The organism is Enterococcus sp. DIV2379, from assembly GCF_050542965.1.
Classification (GTDB): Bacteria; Bacillota; Bacilli; order Lactobacillales; family Enterococcaceae; genus Enterococcus_D; species Enterococcus_D entomosocium.
Genome location: NZ_CP172938.1, coordinates 58,564 through 74,696, shown reverse-complemented (window position 1 = coordinate 74,696; position 16,133 = coordinate 58,564). Strand labels below are relative to the sequence as shown.

The 16,133-nt window shown below is 44.9% G+C and carries 14 protein-coding genes; all 14 read right to left on the bottom strand.

Going from position 1 to position 16,133, the window contains the following annotated elements:
- Nucleotides 1-66 precede the first annotated feature (66 nt).
- Nucleotides 67-1,509 carry a glycoside hydrolase family 1 protein gene (locus tag IGI92_RS00335; protein ID WP_005226517.1) on the bottom strand — a complete coding sequence of 481 codons (1,443 nt, stop codon included), beginning with the start codon at nucleotides 1,507-1,509 and terminating at the stop codon, nucleotides 67-69.
- Nucleotides 1,510-1,730: 221 nt separating this feature from the next.
- Entirely contained in the window at nucleotides 1,731-3,050 is a 1,320-nt protein-coding gene (locus IGI92_RS00330; protein ID WP_016611642.1) for a PTS sugar transporter subunit IIC, read from the bottom strand.
- A gap of 7 nt (nucleotides 3,051-3,057) precedes the next feature.
- Complete coding sequence (locus IGI92_RS00325; RefSeq protein WP_430607579.1) at nucleotides 3,058-4,338, bottom strand: DUF4038 domain-containing protein; 1,281 nt, start codon at nucleotides 4,336-4,338, stop codon at nucleotides 3,058-3,060.
- 45 nt (nucleotides 4,339-4,383) lie between these two features.
- Entirely contained in the window at nucleotides 4,384-5,241 is an 858-nt protein-coding gene (locus tag IGI92_RS00320) for an alpha/beta hydrolase (RefSeq protein ID WP_430607576.1), read from the bottom strand.
- Between the two features lie 12 nt (nucleotides 5,242-5,253).
- Nucleotides 5,254-6,702 (bottom strand): FGGY-family carbohydrate kinase, encoded by a 1,449-nt coding sequence (locus IGI92_RS00315; RefSeq protein WP_430607573.1) that lies wholly within the window; start codon nucleotides 6,700-6,702, stop codon nucleotides 5,254-5,256.
- A 1-nt stretch (nucleotide 6,703) separates the two neighbouring features.
- Nucleotides 6,704-7,645 carry a transketolase family protein gene (locus IGI92_RS00310; protein ID WP_005232862.1) on the bottom strand — a complete coding sequence of 314 codons (942 nt, stop codon included), beginning with the start codon at nucleotides 7,643-7,645 and terminating at the stop codon, nucleotides 6,704-6,706.
- Nucleotides 7,632-8,468, bottom strand: a complete 837-nt coding sequence (locus tag IGI92_RS00305; protein ID WP_005232864.1) for a transketolase — start codon at nucleotides 8,466-8,468, stop codon at nucleotides 7,632-7,634. Before IGI92_RS00305 ends, IGI92_RS00310 begins: the two co-directional genes overlap by 14 nt.
- On the bottom strand, nucleotides 8,459-9,877 hold the full coding sequence (locus tag IGI92_RS00300; RefSeq protein ID WP_430607569.1) for an L-fucose/L-arabinose isomerase family protein: 1,419 nt from the start codon (nucleotides 9,875-9,877) through the stop codon (nucleotides 8,459-8,461). The genes IGI92_RS00305 and IGI92_RS00300 overlap by 10 nt, the downstream gene beginning before the upstream one ends.
- 31 nt (nucleotides 9,878-9,908) lie before the next feature.
- Nucleotides 9,909-10,196 (bottom strand): PTS family beta-glucoside porter, encoded by a 288-nt coding sequence (locus IGI92_RS00295; protein WP_005232868.1) that lies wholly within the window; start codon nucleotides 10,194-10,196, stop codon nucleotides 9,909-9,911.
- Nucleotides 10,197-10,350: 154 nt separating this feature from the next.
- Nucleotides 10,351-11,358, bottom strand: coding sequence for a LacI family DNA-binding transcriptional regulator (locus tag IGI92_RS00290; protein ID WP_016611647.1), 1,008 nt, complete (start codon nucleotides 11,356-11,358; stop codon nucleotides 10,351-10,353).
- Nucleotides 11,359-11,475: 117 nt separating this feature from the next.
- Nucleotides 11,476-13,497 carry a type I pullulanase gene (gene pulA / locus IGI92_RS00285; RefSeq protein WP_430607565.1) on the bottom strand — a complete coding sequence of 674 codons (2,022 nt, stop codon included), beginning with the start codon at nucleotides 13,495-13,497 and terminating at the stop codon, nucleotides 11,476-11,478.
- A gap of 40 nt (nucleotides 13,498-13,537) precedes the next feature.
- The gene (locus tag IGI92_RS00280) at nucleotides 13,538-14,176 is read right to left on the bottom strand and encodes a DUF624 domain-containing protein (protein ID WP_016619506.1); all 639 of its coding nucleotides are present in this window, start codon (nucleotides 14,174-14,176) and stop codon (nucleotides 13,538-13,540) included.
- A gap of 6 nt (nucleotides 14,177-14,182) precedes the next feature.
- Complete coding sequence (locus IGI92_RS00275; protein WP_005232877.1) at nucleotides 14,183-15,070, bottom strand: carbohydrate ABC transporter permease; 888 nt, start codon at nucleotides 15,068-15,070, stop codon at nucleotides 14,183-14,185.
- A 16-nt stretch (nucleotides 15,071-15,086) separates the two neighbouring features.
- A complete protein-coding gene (locus IGI92_RS00270; RefSeq protein ID WP_008376715.1) occupies nucleotides 15,087-16,019 on the bottom strand; it encodes an ABC transporter permease in 933 nt (310 codons plus the stop codon).
- Nucleotides 16,020-16,133: the final 114 nt, after the last annotated feature.

Below are 16,133 nucleotides of genomic sequence, written 5' to 3'. Positions count from 1 at the left end.
AGGAGCACCGTTGATCGGTTTTCTTTTATAACGGATCCTGCGTCATCCGTGAGTCTAACGAAACACTTAGGCCAACTCTTCTCCGTTTGTTGCAATAACTTGTTTGTACCAATCGAAGGATTTTTTCTTGGAACGATCCATCGTGCCGTTGCCTTCGTCATCAAAGTCAACATAGATAAAGCCATAGCGTTTGCTCATTTCGCCTGTTGAAGCACTGACAAGGTCGATACAGCCCCATGGCGTGTAGCCGATCAAGTCTACGCCATCAGCGATCGCTTCGCCCATTGCTTCAATGTGGCGGCGCAAGTAATCGATACGATAATCATCTTCGATCTTACCTTCTTCGTTAAAGGTATCAATGGCTCCTAAGCCGTTTTCCACGATAAACAACGGTTTTTGGTAACGATCATACAGTTCATTCAACGCGATGCGCAGCCCTTCTGGGTCGATTTGCCAGCCCCATTCACTTGCTTCTAAGAATGGATTGCGGACGCCGCCCAACAAGTTTCCTTGCACTTCATCGGCTTCTTCTGTGGTGATATCCACGGCAGAAGACATGTAGTAGCTGAAGCCAACATAGTCAACAGTATGTTCAGCGATCAAGGCTAAGTCTTCTTCGGTAATCTCAAGATCCTCTTTATTGACGCCGTGTTCTTTGTACAAACGATCCGTAAAGGATGGGTATTTTCCACGTACTTGCACGTCGGCACAGTAGTAGTTGAAGGCTTGATTATGGATCATCGTCGCCACTTGGTTGACTGGGTTCGCATCAATGCTGTAAGTCGTTGCATAAATGATCATACAACCAATCTGTAACTCTGGGTTTAATTCATGGCCGATTTTGACTGCCTTACTGCTGGCAACAAATTGGTTGTGCCACGCTTGGATCACGTTTGTAAAGTCGCTGGCACCCGTGCTGTTGACCATTCCTTGACTCAATGCGGAGAAATGGAAAGCAGAGTTGATCTCATTGAAGGTCATCCAGTATTTGACTTTGCTGTGGAACCGTTCCAAGACGACTTTTGCAAAACGCTCATAGAAATCGATCAATGCTCGATTTTTCCAGCCACCGTATTCTTTGGCTAAATGCAAAGGCATTTCATAGTGGGAGATCGTAACCACTGGCTCGATCCCGTATTTCAAACATTCATCGATCAGCGCATCGTAAAATGCTAGCCCAGCTTCGTTTGGTGTCGTTTCATCGCCTTTTGGAAAGATACGTGTCCAAGCGATAGAAAAACGATAGCTCTTGAAGCCCATCTCTGCAAACAACGCAATGTCTTCTTTGAAACGGTCATAATGGTCGATCCCGCGATGATTTGGGTAGGTGTATTTGTCCTCATCGATCGTCCAATCAAACGTATCACTGCCTAAAATCGCTAAACGCTGTTTGCCGCCAGGCATTGCATCCGCCACTGACAATCCTTTGCCATCGCGATCGAACGCCCCTTCTAATTGATTCGCTGCGGTCGCGCCGCCCCATAAGAAATTTTCTGGAAATTTTGCCATTTGCTCGTTCTCCTTTTGTTTTCTTTTGATAAACCTACATAGCTGGTTACTGAAAAATCTCCGATAAAAAACAAAAAACCTAAATAAGAGCCGCTGCTAAAACGAGAAGAGCGCTTTCTTATTTAGGTCTTGCCTGATCGAGTCAGTAACAATCCACGTGGGTTTTCTTTCTTTAACTATAGCACTAACTCGTTGGCTTGTCATCATAAAATCGGTTTCTTTTAAACCGTTTCCCCCGTTGCATCGATACTTTCAGTTTGTGGGTGACCCTCCGCTTGCGCAGCTTCTGCTTCTGTTTTTAATTTTCCTTTATCTAAGACTTTAACAAAAGGAATGTACAGCAAGCAGCCTGCCAAAACGCAAACGACTTGTAGAACTGCGACCTGCCAGCCTCCAGCTAGAAACCCATTTAGAAAAATCGGTGTGCCAAAGGGAACTTGTACGCCACTAAGTCGTGGAACGATCCCACTCCAGATCGCTAGGTACGCCACAAGCACTTGAACCAATGGTGTTAATATGAACGGAATCGCCATGATTGGATTCAAAATCAGCGGTAAGCCAAAAATCACCGGCTCATTAATGGTGAACAATCCAGGAACGGCACTTAGGTTAGCGACTGTCCGTGATTGTTTTGATTTCGCCAACAGCAAAATAACGATAATCAATGACAATGTTCCCCCAGCCCCACCAATACCAGCAAACAAATCATAAAACGACTTGCTCAAAATATTTGGCAGCTCGGAACGAGCAACACCGCTAGCTAAAGCATCCATATTTTCCACATCCATTGGTAAGTACAAAGCGGTGACAAAGCTACCCACCACCAACGAACCATGGATACCGAAGAACCATAGCACCATTTGGATCAGTACAATAAATAACAACGAACCGACACTAGAAGACAAGCTTTGCAGCGGCATTGCCAAGATTTGATAGATGAAATCTGAAAATGAGCCATAAGAAGTAAAACTGAATGCCCAGCTAATGACGATCGCGGTAAACCCAGAAATAATTGCTGGAATCAAACCGGCGAAGGTATCCGTCACAAATTGCGGCACGCCTGCTGGCATTTTGATGGCGATATTTTTTTCTAAAATAAAGCAGTACAAACGAGCAAAAACTAAGCCGCAGATCATAGCGGTAAACAAGCCTTGAGCGCCGAGTTTGCTCATGTCGAGGGTCGTTGTTTCCTCCAAGGTGACCATTGGCGTCATCATCAAAAAGGCAAACAACGAAACGATGCCGGCAGGGACTGCCGACTGCTTAAATTCTGTCGCTAAACGGTGACCGACAAGAAAGGAAGCGTACACTGAGATAACCCCAACGGTCATACTGTAACCGACGGAAAAATAACCGCCAATATTGATCGAGTTGATAAAATCTGTCCACCCTTGAATCGGCAAAACTGCTAACAACAAGGCGATCGAGCCAATAATGTTGATCGGCAGCGTCGCCATCAACCCGTTTGAAATTGCCTTTAAATACCGATTGTTGGAGATTTTATCTGCAAATACTAATACCTTATCCATATATTTATCCATTTTCTTTTCACTCCTTTATTTGGATGACGAACAATACATCTTCATGACAATTGTGGGGATGGAAAACAGTGATACCATCAGTAACTGTCAGTTTTGGTTTCAAGAAACGATTGGTGTTCAAATCGATCAATGTGACGGGCGCTGTAGAAAGATCTCCTTGCAGGCGAACTGTTGTATTGCTTGGCAAGTAAAGCAAGGCATCCTTCCTTCCTGCGATAGCTGCCATACGAATCTGTTCATCTGCATCGATCAAGCGCTCTTGGCAAGGCACAAGCTCCTGAATATTTAATAATTCAAATAATTGCTTGATAAAGCCATAATCATCTGCCCCAGGAAAAGACAAAGCTTCTGGCCAAATCATCGGACGGTCAAACGCTTCCCCGATTTCTTCCGCAAAGGTTGCCGTCGGGGTTTGCCAACTCCAGATGCCGTGGGCACCGTACGTGATCCCAGCCGAGCCGCCGGCTAACAATGATTGCCATGCTGCTTTGCGGACATCTTTTTGACCAAATCGACCGTATACGTGACGGGCATAGCCCATTTGTTCATAGCAAGGTTCTGAGTTGATGATCGGCAGTTGCGGTTCTCGTTTATAAAAACGCTCTGCCAAATAATAAGGCATATTCAAAAAGGCGCTGTTATGACCTGATTGGTATAAAAATAAGTCCAAATGTTCGACGATAGGTTCAGGGATTTCTTCAAAACGTCCCTTGATATGAATCGTTTTCAAGGTATTGGGCGAATGCTTTTCAAAGAAAACTAAGGCTTCTAGATACGTATCGATGGTTGGCTGTGTTGGGAAGTCCGTATCGCCACCAATAAAGTAGATCGGATGGAAGGCATCAAACGTCTTAATCACTTTTTGATAGTAGGCCTGGCGGCAATCCTCCGGCAACACGTTGCGTTCTTTGTCCAACTGGCTAGCCCAAGTGCCAGCGACATAGTTTGACCACAAGACAACCAATGCTAAAGTAAAGCCTTTCTCATCGGCAATTTTACAAAGACGCTGAGCCCGTTCGAAATAGGCATCCTCCCAAACCGTAAAATCAAAGACGCCCGCATCAAGGGGAAACGGCAAGCAGTCAAATTGACCACGGCTGCGATCCCATTGCGGTAACACATTGATTTGAAGGGTATTGAAGCCCTGCTCTTTGCGTTTGTCTAAGTAGGTGATCCAGTCATTTTCTTGAATACTAGTAAAGGCACTCCAGCAAGTATCGGCTAAATAAAAGAAATGCTGTCCGTCTCGCAATAAGGTGCGTTTGTTTTGGTTTACGGTGATTTTCACGGTGGAGCTCTCCTTTCATCGGCACAAGTTGTGCACTGGCGGTTATTAATCAATATAACTACTGAGCCAGCCTTCGCACAGCTCAAACCATTTGGCGACATGGGCATTGAGGTGACTTGACTTGCGTGCCGTTGTTCGATCCGCTAATGCCAGTCCGTGTTCGCCTTTTTCAAAAATATGCAGTTCGAATGGAATTTCTGCTTCTCTTAATTTGACCGCCAACTTCAACGAGTGCGCCACATCGACTAAGACGTCTTCCGTCGTATGCCAGAGAAACATCGGAGGTGTCCACTGATCGACATGATGCAAAATGTTCATGGATTGAATGGCTTCTTCCGTCGGTTGTTTACTCCCAAAAAAGCGCTCGTTGGCAGTTAAAGGTGTTTCGATTAGACGAGCGGCAAAGCCTAGCTCATCGATTGGGAAAGCATGCTCTTGATAAACCAATGGGTAGCCAGCGATCGCCAAATTCACTTTCAGTAAGTCAATGCTGACGCCCAACGCTTCTGCCAGCTCAGCATCGTGCCAGCGCGTCGCTAGCTGCAACGCTAGATGTCCGCCTGCTGAAAAACCGCAAACGATGATTTGCTCCTCATCCACCAACCATTCGTGAGCATGCTCACGAATGATTTTGACGGTTTGGGCGGCTTCCATCAAGGCATTGTGGGGAACGTTTTTCACCTGATCACCGGTGGTGTACCATAAAACAACGCTATTTAGCCCGATACTATTGAATTTCAAGGCAATGACTTCCGCCTCTCGATCACTGGTAAAGGCGTAGCCGCCACCTGGACAGACGATCACTAGCGGTCGTTTCTTGCCGACATTGTACTCTTTGGATTGGTGCAATAAATAGGTATCCACGTAAGCCGTTTGATTCAGTTGAATTCGTTGAATCTCCATATAGTTTCTCCTTTATCCTTCACTAAAAGCATCTGACTTCTCAATGAACCGTTTCCATTTTTCATATTTCAAACGGATCACGGCCTGTTCGGCTTGCGGAACGATCGTGGTTTGCTGAATAGCTGGTTTATTCATGGTTGGTTTGGCAACAAGCATTGTGCCGATGGCTGAAAATTCTTCGACTTCGCTGACGATGACGGGTTTATTGATCAAAGTCGCCAATAAGCTCATCAAGGCGCGGTTTTTCGAAACACCGCCATCGATCATTACCTGATTGATCAGTCGTTCAGCGACTTCTTCCATCACATCGATCACTGCTTTGATTTGAAAAATGATGCTTTCTAAAACGGCTTTCAACAGCTCATGAGTCGTCGTTGTGCGTTTCATGCCGACAAAGCTGGCAGTCATCGTATTATCCCAAAAAGGGGCACCCATTCCTTGCAATGCTGGGATAAAATAGATGTCTTCTTGACTGTCACTGGTCAGCACTTTTTGACAGATCTCAGCTACATCTGGCAGCGGAGCCACTTGCTCACTGAACCAGTTGATGGCGTCACCACAGGAACGGATGATGCCTTCTAGCGCAAACGCTGTTTCCTGGCTAGTTTGCCAGCCGACCGTCGTCAAAATGCGGCGATCCCGCAACGTCTGCTCCTGCTGCACTTGCATCATGATCGAACAACCGGTGCCCATCGTGATTTTTACATCCCCAAGGATTTGACAACCTTCACCGAATAATGCCGCTTGTGAATCGGCTAAGATCCCTTTGATAGGGATTCCGTGATAGCTACCGAAAACCGTATCAGCAGGTTGGATCGCTGGCAAGTCTGCTAAATGGATGCCAAAAAGTTTGACGAGCTCTGCATCCCAACGGCCCTCTTCAATATTATAAAACAATGTTCGGCAAGCGTTGCTGGCTTCTGTCGCAAATACTGTCCCTTGCGTTAAATTCCACAACAGCCAGCTGTCCATCGTACCGATCGCCAACTCGCCAGTTCCCGACTTTTCCTTGATGGCCGATAATTCTTGTGCCAGCCATTTCACTTTGGTGCCGGAAAAATACGGATCTAAACGCAAACCGGTCTTTTGATTGATCGTCTTTTCCCAGCCTTGTGCCGTCAATTCTTCACAAATCGTAGCGCTGCGGTTGCATTGCCACACGATCGCATTGTACAGGGGATTGCCGGTCAATCGATCCCAAGCAACGATCGTTTCTCGCTGATTGGTCAATGACAAGGAAACGATTTGATCTGCAGTGATCGCTTGTTCTTGCAACACTTGTGCCAGCAATTCTTGGACATTTTGCCAAATCTCAAGGGGATCATGTTCGACCCACCCGACTTTTGGATAAATTTGGCGATGTTTTTTATCGTAACGCTGCAGGATTTTCCCTTCTTGAAACAGTAAGAGCTTGGTACCGGATGTACTCTGATCTAAAACAAGCTGATAGGTCTTGTCCATCTTAAGCTCCTAGAAACGCAACCGCTGTTTTCGCTATGGAGGCACCGTCTAATCCATAATGGGCAAACAGTTCTGACGAAGAACCAGTAATCAAGGCTTCATCCGGAAAAGCAATGATTTTTTGTCGAATGCCCGTTTCTTCTGCCAGCGTTTCCGCCACGGCAGCTCCTAAGCCGTTGTATCGGCTGTGTTCTTCCACAGTGATCACGGTGCCTGTTTCTTTCGCCACTCGTTTGACCGTTTCTGAATCAAAGGGCTTCAAGGAATGAACATTTAAAACGGTAGCAGTGATACCTTGTCTTTCCAATAGCTCAGCAGCATCCAACGCTTGGCGCACGGTTTCGCCAGTGGCGAGCAATGCGACATCTTGACCGCTTCTCAGCTCAATGGCTTTGCCGATCTCAAAAGGATAATCTGCAGAATCATAACAATCTTCAACAGGATTGCGACCGAGACGGATATAGGCTGGTTCATTTGATGCCGCTAAGGCTTTAAACATTTGGATCGTTTCAAAGCGATCTGCTGGCAACAGCACTTGCAAATTAGGGATCGCTCGTGCCACTGCGATGTCTTGCAAGGAATGATGACTCATGCCTAATGCCCCATAGCTGACACCGCCGCTGATGCCTACGAGTTTGACATTTTTATTCGAATACGCGACATCGACTTTGATCTGCTCGATACTGCGCATGCTGAGAAAACAAGCAGGGGATGCAACGAAAGGGCGTTTGCCCATATGGGCTAAGCCGGCCGCAATACTGACGATGTTTTGCTCTGCGATCCCTACTTCCACCAATTGTGTCGGTAATTCCTTGGCAAAAGGTGCTAACGAAGCGGAACCACGAGAATCACTGGTCAACACCGTGATAGCAGGATTCTTTTTTCCTTCTTCAATCAATACGTCGCACATCGCTTGGCGATTGGCAATATTATTTTTTCCCATGAGTCAAAACCTCCATTTGCTGATCAAGTTCGGCAATAGCTTGTGCAAGCTCTTCTGCCGTTGGCACTTTATGATGCCATTGCGCTTGATTTTCGGCTGCAGAATAGCCTTTGCCTTTGATGGTTTTAGCAATGACCAGCTTCGGTTGATTGGGCTGATGCGGTTTTTCTAATGCAGCCACCAAGGCAGCCATATCATTGCCATCAACGATATGCACATCCCAACCAAAGGCACGCCATTTTTCATCTAGCGGCTCCACGGCCATCACATCTTCCGAGGCTCCAGTGATCTGCAAGCCGTTGCGATCAATGATGGCGGTCAAATTGTCCAGCTGGTAGTTGGCAGCCGCCATGGCTCCTTCCCATACCGAGCCTTCTGCTAATTCGCCATCTCCCAACAACGTATAGGTTTGATACGTGCGGTGATCCAGTTTGCCTGCCAAGGCGATCCCTACTGCGACGGGTAAGCCGTGACCTAGCGAACCAGTATTCATCTCAACCCCAGCTACTTTATTGTTTGGATGACCGATCAGTCGTGAACCAAATTGCGAAAAGGTGGCTAATTCTTCTTTCGGCAAAAAACCTTTGTCCGCTAAAACGGCCCATAGTACTTCTGCAGCATGTCCTTTACTTTGGATATACTGGTCACGATCTTGCTTTTGGGGATCTTTCGCATCCACATTCATTATCTGATAATACAGGGCCACTAAAATATCGGTACAAGAAAGATCCGAACCAGTATGACCCGTTTTTGCTTGATAGATCAGCTCTAACACGGATTTTCGAATCGTTAAAGCCTTCATTTCCAGCTCGTTTATTTCCATGATTGATCCCCTCTCAAGTATGCTTTGACGTCTTCTTCGATCGGATCATAAAAATCTGGCTGCACGCCGATGTATTTGCACGCTTCGTACAAGATCGGCACCACATTTTTTCTGACCGCCGCAACGTGATGAATATAAGGGCCTTCAACGAGTTTGAATTCCAAGCGATTCAAATTCGCAAATTCTAGATAGAGATAGGTCCCTTGATTGTATGGTCCATCGATCCCTTTGCCGGTGCCCATCAGCAACGAATACTCGCCGTTGTCTCCATCAAAGCGACACAACGTATACTCGTCTTTGATTGCCCGAAAAGCGACTGATCCCGGATAGTCAAAAACAAAATGCCGTTGCGGCAAGATCGGTTTGGTCTCCGCGGTGGAATAAGCAAAAACCCCTAAGTGCTGCAGCAATTCGCCATTCTCGTTTTCTGGATGGCGGCAGTTGACATCCGCAAAGATCGCACGGTGTTCCCCCAACGAAGCGGCTTCGACCAACAGTTCCGAGATCGCCCCATGAACATCCGTCTCACAGACAAAAGGCAGACCTTCTTCTTGTAAAAGCGACAGGGAGGCATACGGTAAAATACCTATTTCGTCTTGTAAAGCCGTCCAACACTGGATGACCCCTGCATTGCAGCCGTAGCTTTCACATAAGTTTTGCAAGGCCACTTTAAGGGCTGCCACCATCTCCAAATCTTTCGCCGAAATTTGGACTTCCGTATTGGTTTCGAAATAATCAATGACTGCTTGCAATTTATCTGGCTGCTGTTCTTTGACTTTCTTGATTTCTTGCACCACTTCTTGGATCGGTACTGGTGATAGCGAGATATTGAAACGCTCCAATAGTTCGCCTTCGTTGCAGATCACGGTCCAAAAATCAAAGGGGCGTGGGCCAACTTGCAAGATTCGTGTTTGTTTGAAGGTCTTGACGACATTGCAGACTTTGACAAAGTCTTGCAAGCCGCGGGCAAATTCCGGTGAATCAATATCAGAATTTTTGACATAGGTGAAAGGTACCTTGAAACGGCGCAAGACTTTCCCGATAGCGAAAAGACCGCATTGCGTATCCCGCAAACGTGAACCATCGGCGGCTGGTGTCTCGTCTTTGGGTCCCCATAGTAAGACGGGGACATCTAGTTTTTTGGCTAGACGAGCACAGGCATATTCCGTACCAAAGTTTTCATTGGCTAGAAAAAGACCGTCGATCTTTGCTGCTTTGAATTTTTCGGCGATTTTTTCAACCCCTTCATCATCGTATAGCAAGCCGTCTTCGTTGATATCTAAAATATCTACATAATCAATGGCCAGTTCGTCCATTTTTTGTCGTGTCAGATTGGCGTACTCAACGGCTGCTTCTGCACTAAATAAATTTCTTCTAGTCGGGGCGAACCCGATTGTTACTTTATCCATAAAACCACCCTTTGCGTTTTAGTATATTTAGCTAAATTTTTATTTCTTCGGCGACTCGTACTACATTTCTGCTCAGAAATTCCTCATCCGTCAGTAAAACGATTTTTTTATCAGGAAAGGCTGCTGCGACTTTCGCTTGATTGAAGCGGGTTTGAGGAGCTAAAATCAAAAAATCATAGTCATTTCCCACCATAAATATTTCTGAAAAAGGCGCGGAATTCACTTGGTAATGCTGATCATCCGCTAGTTGTTCTTTGAGCGCTTTGACGAGCAGTGCGCTGGAGAGCCCAGTTGCACAAAAGAGACCGATCTGTGTCATCTATTCACTTCCTCAAAATGTAATCCCTTACTTTTTACACCTTAAATATAGCATAAGCTAAATATTTTGCAATAGTTTTAGATAAATATTTTTGTTTAATAACTAAAAAAGACAAAACGCTTGCTAAACGTTTTGTCTTCTTCTTATTTTTTTCTTATTTGATGCTTTCGCGTTCGACGATCGTCGTGGCGACCAGCATTTTCAGATGGTTTTCATCTTCACTGGTGATTTTCTCGATCAAGCGTCGCACGGCTTGGCGACCAAGGTACACTTTATCTACTTTGACGGTGGTCAGCGGTGGGTTGCAAAATTCCGCCAAAGGAATATCATCGAACCCAACGATGGCCAGCGGATGATCGGGGAACACTTCGCGAATGGCTTTCATTGCACCGATGGCGATATTGTCATTGACCGCAAAAAAGGCGCTTGGTAACGGCCGCTGATCGGCACGCAAGGATTCCAAATAGACCTTCATGTCTTGATATGAGCCCTCCAAGGTGGGTTCTACTAAGGCTTCCGTCTCTTCATAATGGATCAGATCATGCTCTTGGATCGCTTGAATAAACCCTTGCTTGCGTTCACGGAAATTGTTGATTTGAAAGGTTGAGTTGATGATGCCAATGTCTCGGTGGCCTTTTTCGATCATCTTTTCAACGATCTCATAGGCGCTGTCACGATTATTGATGGCGACAAAATCAAAGTCCTGCGAATTAAAAATCGTATCTAAAATCACTAAGGGTACTTCCAAATGACGGAAGACTGCTAAATCTTGTTTTTCCAATTCCGTTCCTAACAATAGCAAACCATCTACTAATTCTGGGCGGATCTTTTCGATCGGGTCTTCCTCTGGCGCCAATGTGATATGGGAAATGACCAATTCATAGCCTAACGCGCTGCATTCCATTTCGATCCCCCGGATCAATTCAGAAAAGAAAGGCGTATCCCCTACGACATTTCCTTGTTTGTTCATTACAACAAATTTGATCTTTTGGCTTTCCGTTTTTTTAATTTCTCGCTGATCAAAATACCCCATCTCACGAGCGATCTTCAAGATCGCTTGCCGTTTTTGTTCACTGATCCCCTTACGATTGTTGATTGCATTAGAGACAGTTCCGCTGGAAACGCCAGCTTTTCGGGCAATATCAGAGATCACAACTTTCATTTGCTCACCGCTTTCTGCTTCTCATTCTGTTAAAAGTATAGCAAAAGAATTGTTTTTTTACTACCAAAAAAGCTAAAACAAACTAAAATTTTTAGTTTGTTTTAGCTTCTACTTTGATTAGTTACTTTGTTCCGCCAAAATGCAGAAGGACAAGGGGTCGATGGTTATTCTTGGCGCTGCTACGCCGCGAGAAGTGAGCCCAGCTCCTTTGGGGTCAGCAATGATGTGCCAAGAAGCATTTTCTGTTGCCGTCGGTAAGTCAAAGGACCAGCTTTCTTCCGTGCTATTGAGTATAACGAATAAAGAACGCCATGGATGCTGTTTGTCACGATTGGGTACTTGATACGCCAAGCGATTTTCATTCTTTGTCTCATAAAAGACCATGCTTTCAGCCGTTTGGGTCGTGGCATCTCTCAATGGTGCATAGGACTGCCGCAATGCCCACAAGCCCCGATACAGCTCGCGCAACTCTTTGAAGGTTTTGGCACGTGACCAATCCAGCTGATTGACTGCCAGTGGCGAAAGGAAGGAATTTTCATCGCCTTCTTTGGTACGGCCAAATTCTTCCCCAGCTTGAGTCAGCACTGCTCCTTGGCTAGTAAACAAAATGGCTGCTGCTAGTTTATTGCGGGCTAAAAGCTCAGGATCAAACTCATAATTTCTTTCCTTCACTGAAGCTTGCATGGTTGCCACCAGCTTGTCCCATAAGGTCAAATTATCATGGACTGAAGCATAGGCGATCACTTGGCGGGGCGATTTTGCCCAGCGCTCGGCGCCTTCTTGTGCGGCAACTTTCGTATTTCCTTGAATCGCCGTTGCCAAATTTGCTGCATAAAAGGTTTGCTTGACTTGCGGTTGACCATTCATTCCTTGAATAAACGCGCCGTCTGTTTCTTCAAAGACATCGCCTTTGATACTGTCTCTTAAATCATTGCTAAAAACCGCAACGCCTTCTGACAGTGCCCAAACATTACTTTTATTTGCTGGGATATTCGGCTGAATAATTTGATTGCTGCCGGCATCCCATGGCTCGCCGTATAAAATCACATGGCTGAAACCGGCATCATCTAGGCGTTGACGCAATTGGTTCATGGTTTCCACATCGATCAAGCCCATCAAATCAAAACGAAAGCCGTCGATTTTGTATTCTTGCGCCCAATATAAAACTGAATCAATGATAAATTTACGCATCATTTTCCGTTCAGAAGCCACTTCATTGCCGCAAGCAGAACCGTCCGCAAAATTCCCTGCATCATCTTGACGGTAGTAATAATCAGGCACCGTCAAATTAAACCATGATTCTTCCGTGATCGCAGTGTGATTAAAGACCACATCCATCACAACGCCGATGGCTTCTTCGTGCAGCGATTGGATCATTTGCTTGCATTCACGAATCCGCGCCTTGGGATCACTAGGATCAGAAGCGTATCGTCCTTCAGGTACATTGTAATTTTTCGGATCATAGCCCCAGTTGTAGGCAGACGAAGTTTCATCATTGTCAAAATCGAAGATCGGCAGCAGATGAACATAATTGATCCCCAGCTCTTTTAAATAGGCCATGCCAGTTGGTTGACTTTCATCTCCCACCAGATGGGTCTTTTTTTCAGTGAAGGCTAAATATTTTCCGCGATTTTCTGGTGAAATACCGCTGTTTTCGGCACCACTGAAATCTTCGACATGTAATTCCCAAATATAGGCATCTGTGATCGACTGCTGACCGACGCCGTGACTTTCCTGCCAACCTTCAGGATCTGTTTCCTTTAAATCAATGATCGCACCGCGGTTTCCGTTGATCCCTACTGCCTTGGCATAAAGATCCATCGCTTCTATTTTCTGCCCATCTCGTTGAAACTCAAAGGTATAAAACAGCTCCTTGACGTTTTCTTCCGTCGTGACTTGCCAACAGTTGTCTTCTTGAACCATCGGCAGCGTCAGCAGACGATCGTCAGTCCCAGCAACACCGCTTTGATAAAGCAATACTGAAACGGCCTCTGCCTCTGGTGACCAGCATTTGAACGTGGTTTGCTGTCCTTGAAAAGTCACACCAAGATCATTCCCGTGATACGTATGTTCTTCTAAAAAACCGATCCTGCGATCGATCGCAATCTTTTTTTCTCCATACTGCGTGTTTTGTCCCATCAAAATTCCTCCATTCAACGTTTCTAACTATAAAAGCCAGTTACTTTTCTGCTATTTCTACCTTCTCATATTTCTTGAAAATTGCCAACAATAACTGACAGCGTGCATACAAAAAACAGCTAAGACCAAAAAAGCAGGCAATGTACATGCTGAAAACCAGCGCATAGGGTGAAAGAAGCATGATGACAATAGGGGCTGCAGTCAGAAGATGAAGACTAAGTATTTTAAACGGGTGCTTTGCGGCGACTTTTATGCTGTTCAAAAGGATCGTTTTGATTCCGCTATCGTAACGTGCGAGTAAGAAAAACGAAACTTGGAAAAATTGAAGCCACATGAACGTACAAATTACTAAGCCTACGGTAAAAAGATCAGGCGTCCCTTTTAGTTGGAAATAATACAACCAATCAGCAGTCAAAAGCCACAAAGAAAAAAGTAGACTGAGCCAGATAAGAGTGCTCTTTCGAAAGCTTTGGCAAAAGACCGACCAAAACTGCTGAACAACAGCCGGTGCTTTTCCTTCTATCAGATCAGTCGCCACTTTAGAACCCGCAGTAATGGCTGCACCGATCGTGAAGAGCGGCAAACTAAAAAACAAGAGTAGTACATTTAATAGGAGCAACTGGCTGAATTTCCAAGCGATTCGTGCGAAGAAGTTTTCTGAATGAAAAAAGTGTATCATGTGGGTTTACTCCTTTACTGATCCGACAACGATTCCTTGAACGAAATATTTTTGTAGAAGCGGATAAATAATCAATAACGGCACCACTGCCACCACGATCTTCGCTGCATTCAAGTTTCGATCAGAGACCGCTAGTAGACTTTGTAGCTGCTCGGAAGTCAAATTCCCAGCTTGTTGCATTGTTTCAGCAATGTTGACTGATAGTGTTTGGATATAGGTCATTAAAGGATAGTTTTCAGTCTTGGTCATATAGATCAGTCCACTGAAAAAATCATTCCAACTACCGACAATACTGAATAGAGAAACGGTTGCCAAACACGGCAAAGACATTGGAATATAGATTCGTCCCAAAATCTGCAGTGGGTTGGCCCCATCGATCCGAGCAGATTCTTCCAATGATTTGGGAATTCCCCGAAAGAAATTCATCACCAAGATCACACTGCCGATAGGGACTGCACTAGGTAAAATCAGGGACCAAATCGTATTCAATAACCCTAGATTGCGAACGACCAAATACGTTGGGATCATGCCGCCACTGAAGAGCATAGCGAAAACCATCACACTCATGAATAATTTTCTCGTTCGAAATACTTTTTTTGATTTAGATAGCGGGTAAGCCATCGTTACGATCATCACCAAATTCAGCAATAAAGAGATCACCACACGAATGACTGAAATACCAAAAGAACGCCAAAATTGCTGATCGCTCATGATGCGCTCATAAGCCGCTAAGGTCAGATCTACTGGCCATAGCCCCACAGCATTTGCCGCGACGGCACTGCTGCTGCTTAAAGAAAGTGCCACGACATTCAACATCGGTACTAAACAAGAAAGAGCCAAAACAATGACGATCAAATAAATTACTGCATGCCGTATACTAAATTTTTCTTTCATCTCTTTTTTCCTTTCCTTAAAACATCACTCTGTCAGTCTTCTTCTCCGCAATTTTGTTGGAAGACCAAATCAAGAATAGACCGATCACCGATTTGACCAGACCAACGGCGGTTCCTAAGCTATAGTCTCTACCGATCAGACCGATTCGGTAGACATAGGTATCGATAATATCGCCGCTTTGATACACAACCGGAGAATACAGGTTATAAATTTGGTCGAAGCCGGCATTCAAGATATTAGGCAGCGACAAAATCGTCATCAGCAAAATAAAAGGCATCATCCCCGGCAGGGTTACGTGCCAGACTTTTTTTGACCAAGAAGCACCATCCATCGTTGCTGCTTCATATAATCCCGGATCAATCGAGGTAATGGCAGCAAGGTACACGATTGAACTGTAACCAAAACTTTTCCAAACATCGGTCCCGATCAGCAAACGAGGAAACAGCTGATTACTACCCAAAAAGTTTAATGGTTCTACACCAAAGTTTTGTAAAATCTGATTCACCGTTCCATCAAGACTGAATAAATTGACCACTACTGAAGCCAATATGACCCATGAAAGAAAATGGGGCAAATATACGATGGTCTGAATGGAGCGTTTCATCCACTTTACACGTACTTCATTTAATAGAATCGCAAAAAGAATCGGTACGATCGTATTAAAGACAATTTTCCAGAAAGCGATGAAAATCGTGTTTTTAGTTACTAAGAAAATATCCGGTAAACTGAACAAATAGCGAAAGTGCTCGAATCCCACAAATTCAGAACCAAATACACCTTTCGCTGGCACATAATCTTGAAATGCCATCAACAACCCAAACATAGGACCATAAGAAAAAATCAAAATAAAAATTATGCCTGGTAAAATCATCCCTAGAAAGAAAAGCTGATCTCGAGAAAACCACTTTTTCTTTTCTTTTTTGCTTTCTTTTTCAACAGAAAGTTCCATTTACTTACTCCTCCATAAATTTTTTGCCTCACCAGCCGCTTGATGAAAAAATTCGAACAAAGAAAAGGCACCTGCAGTCGGTTTTCCTGCATACAACCTTGCTTTTCTTTGTTC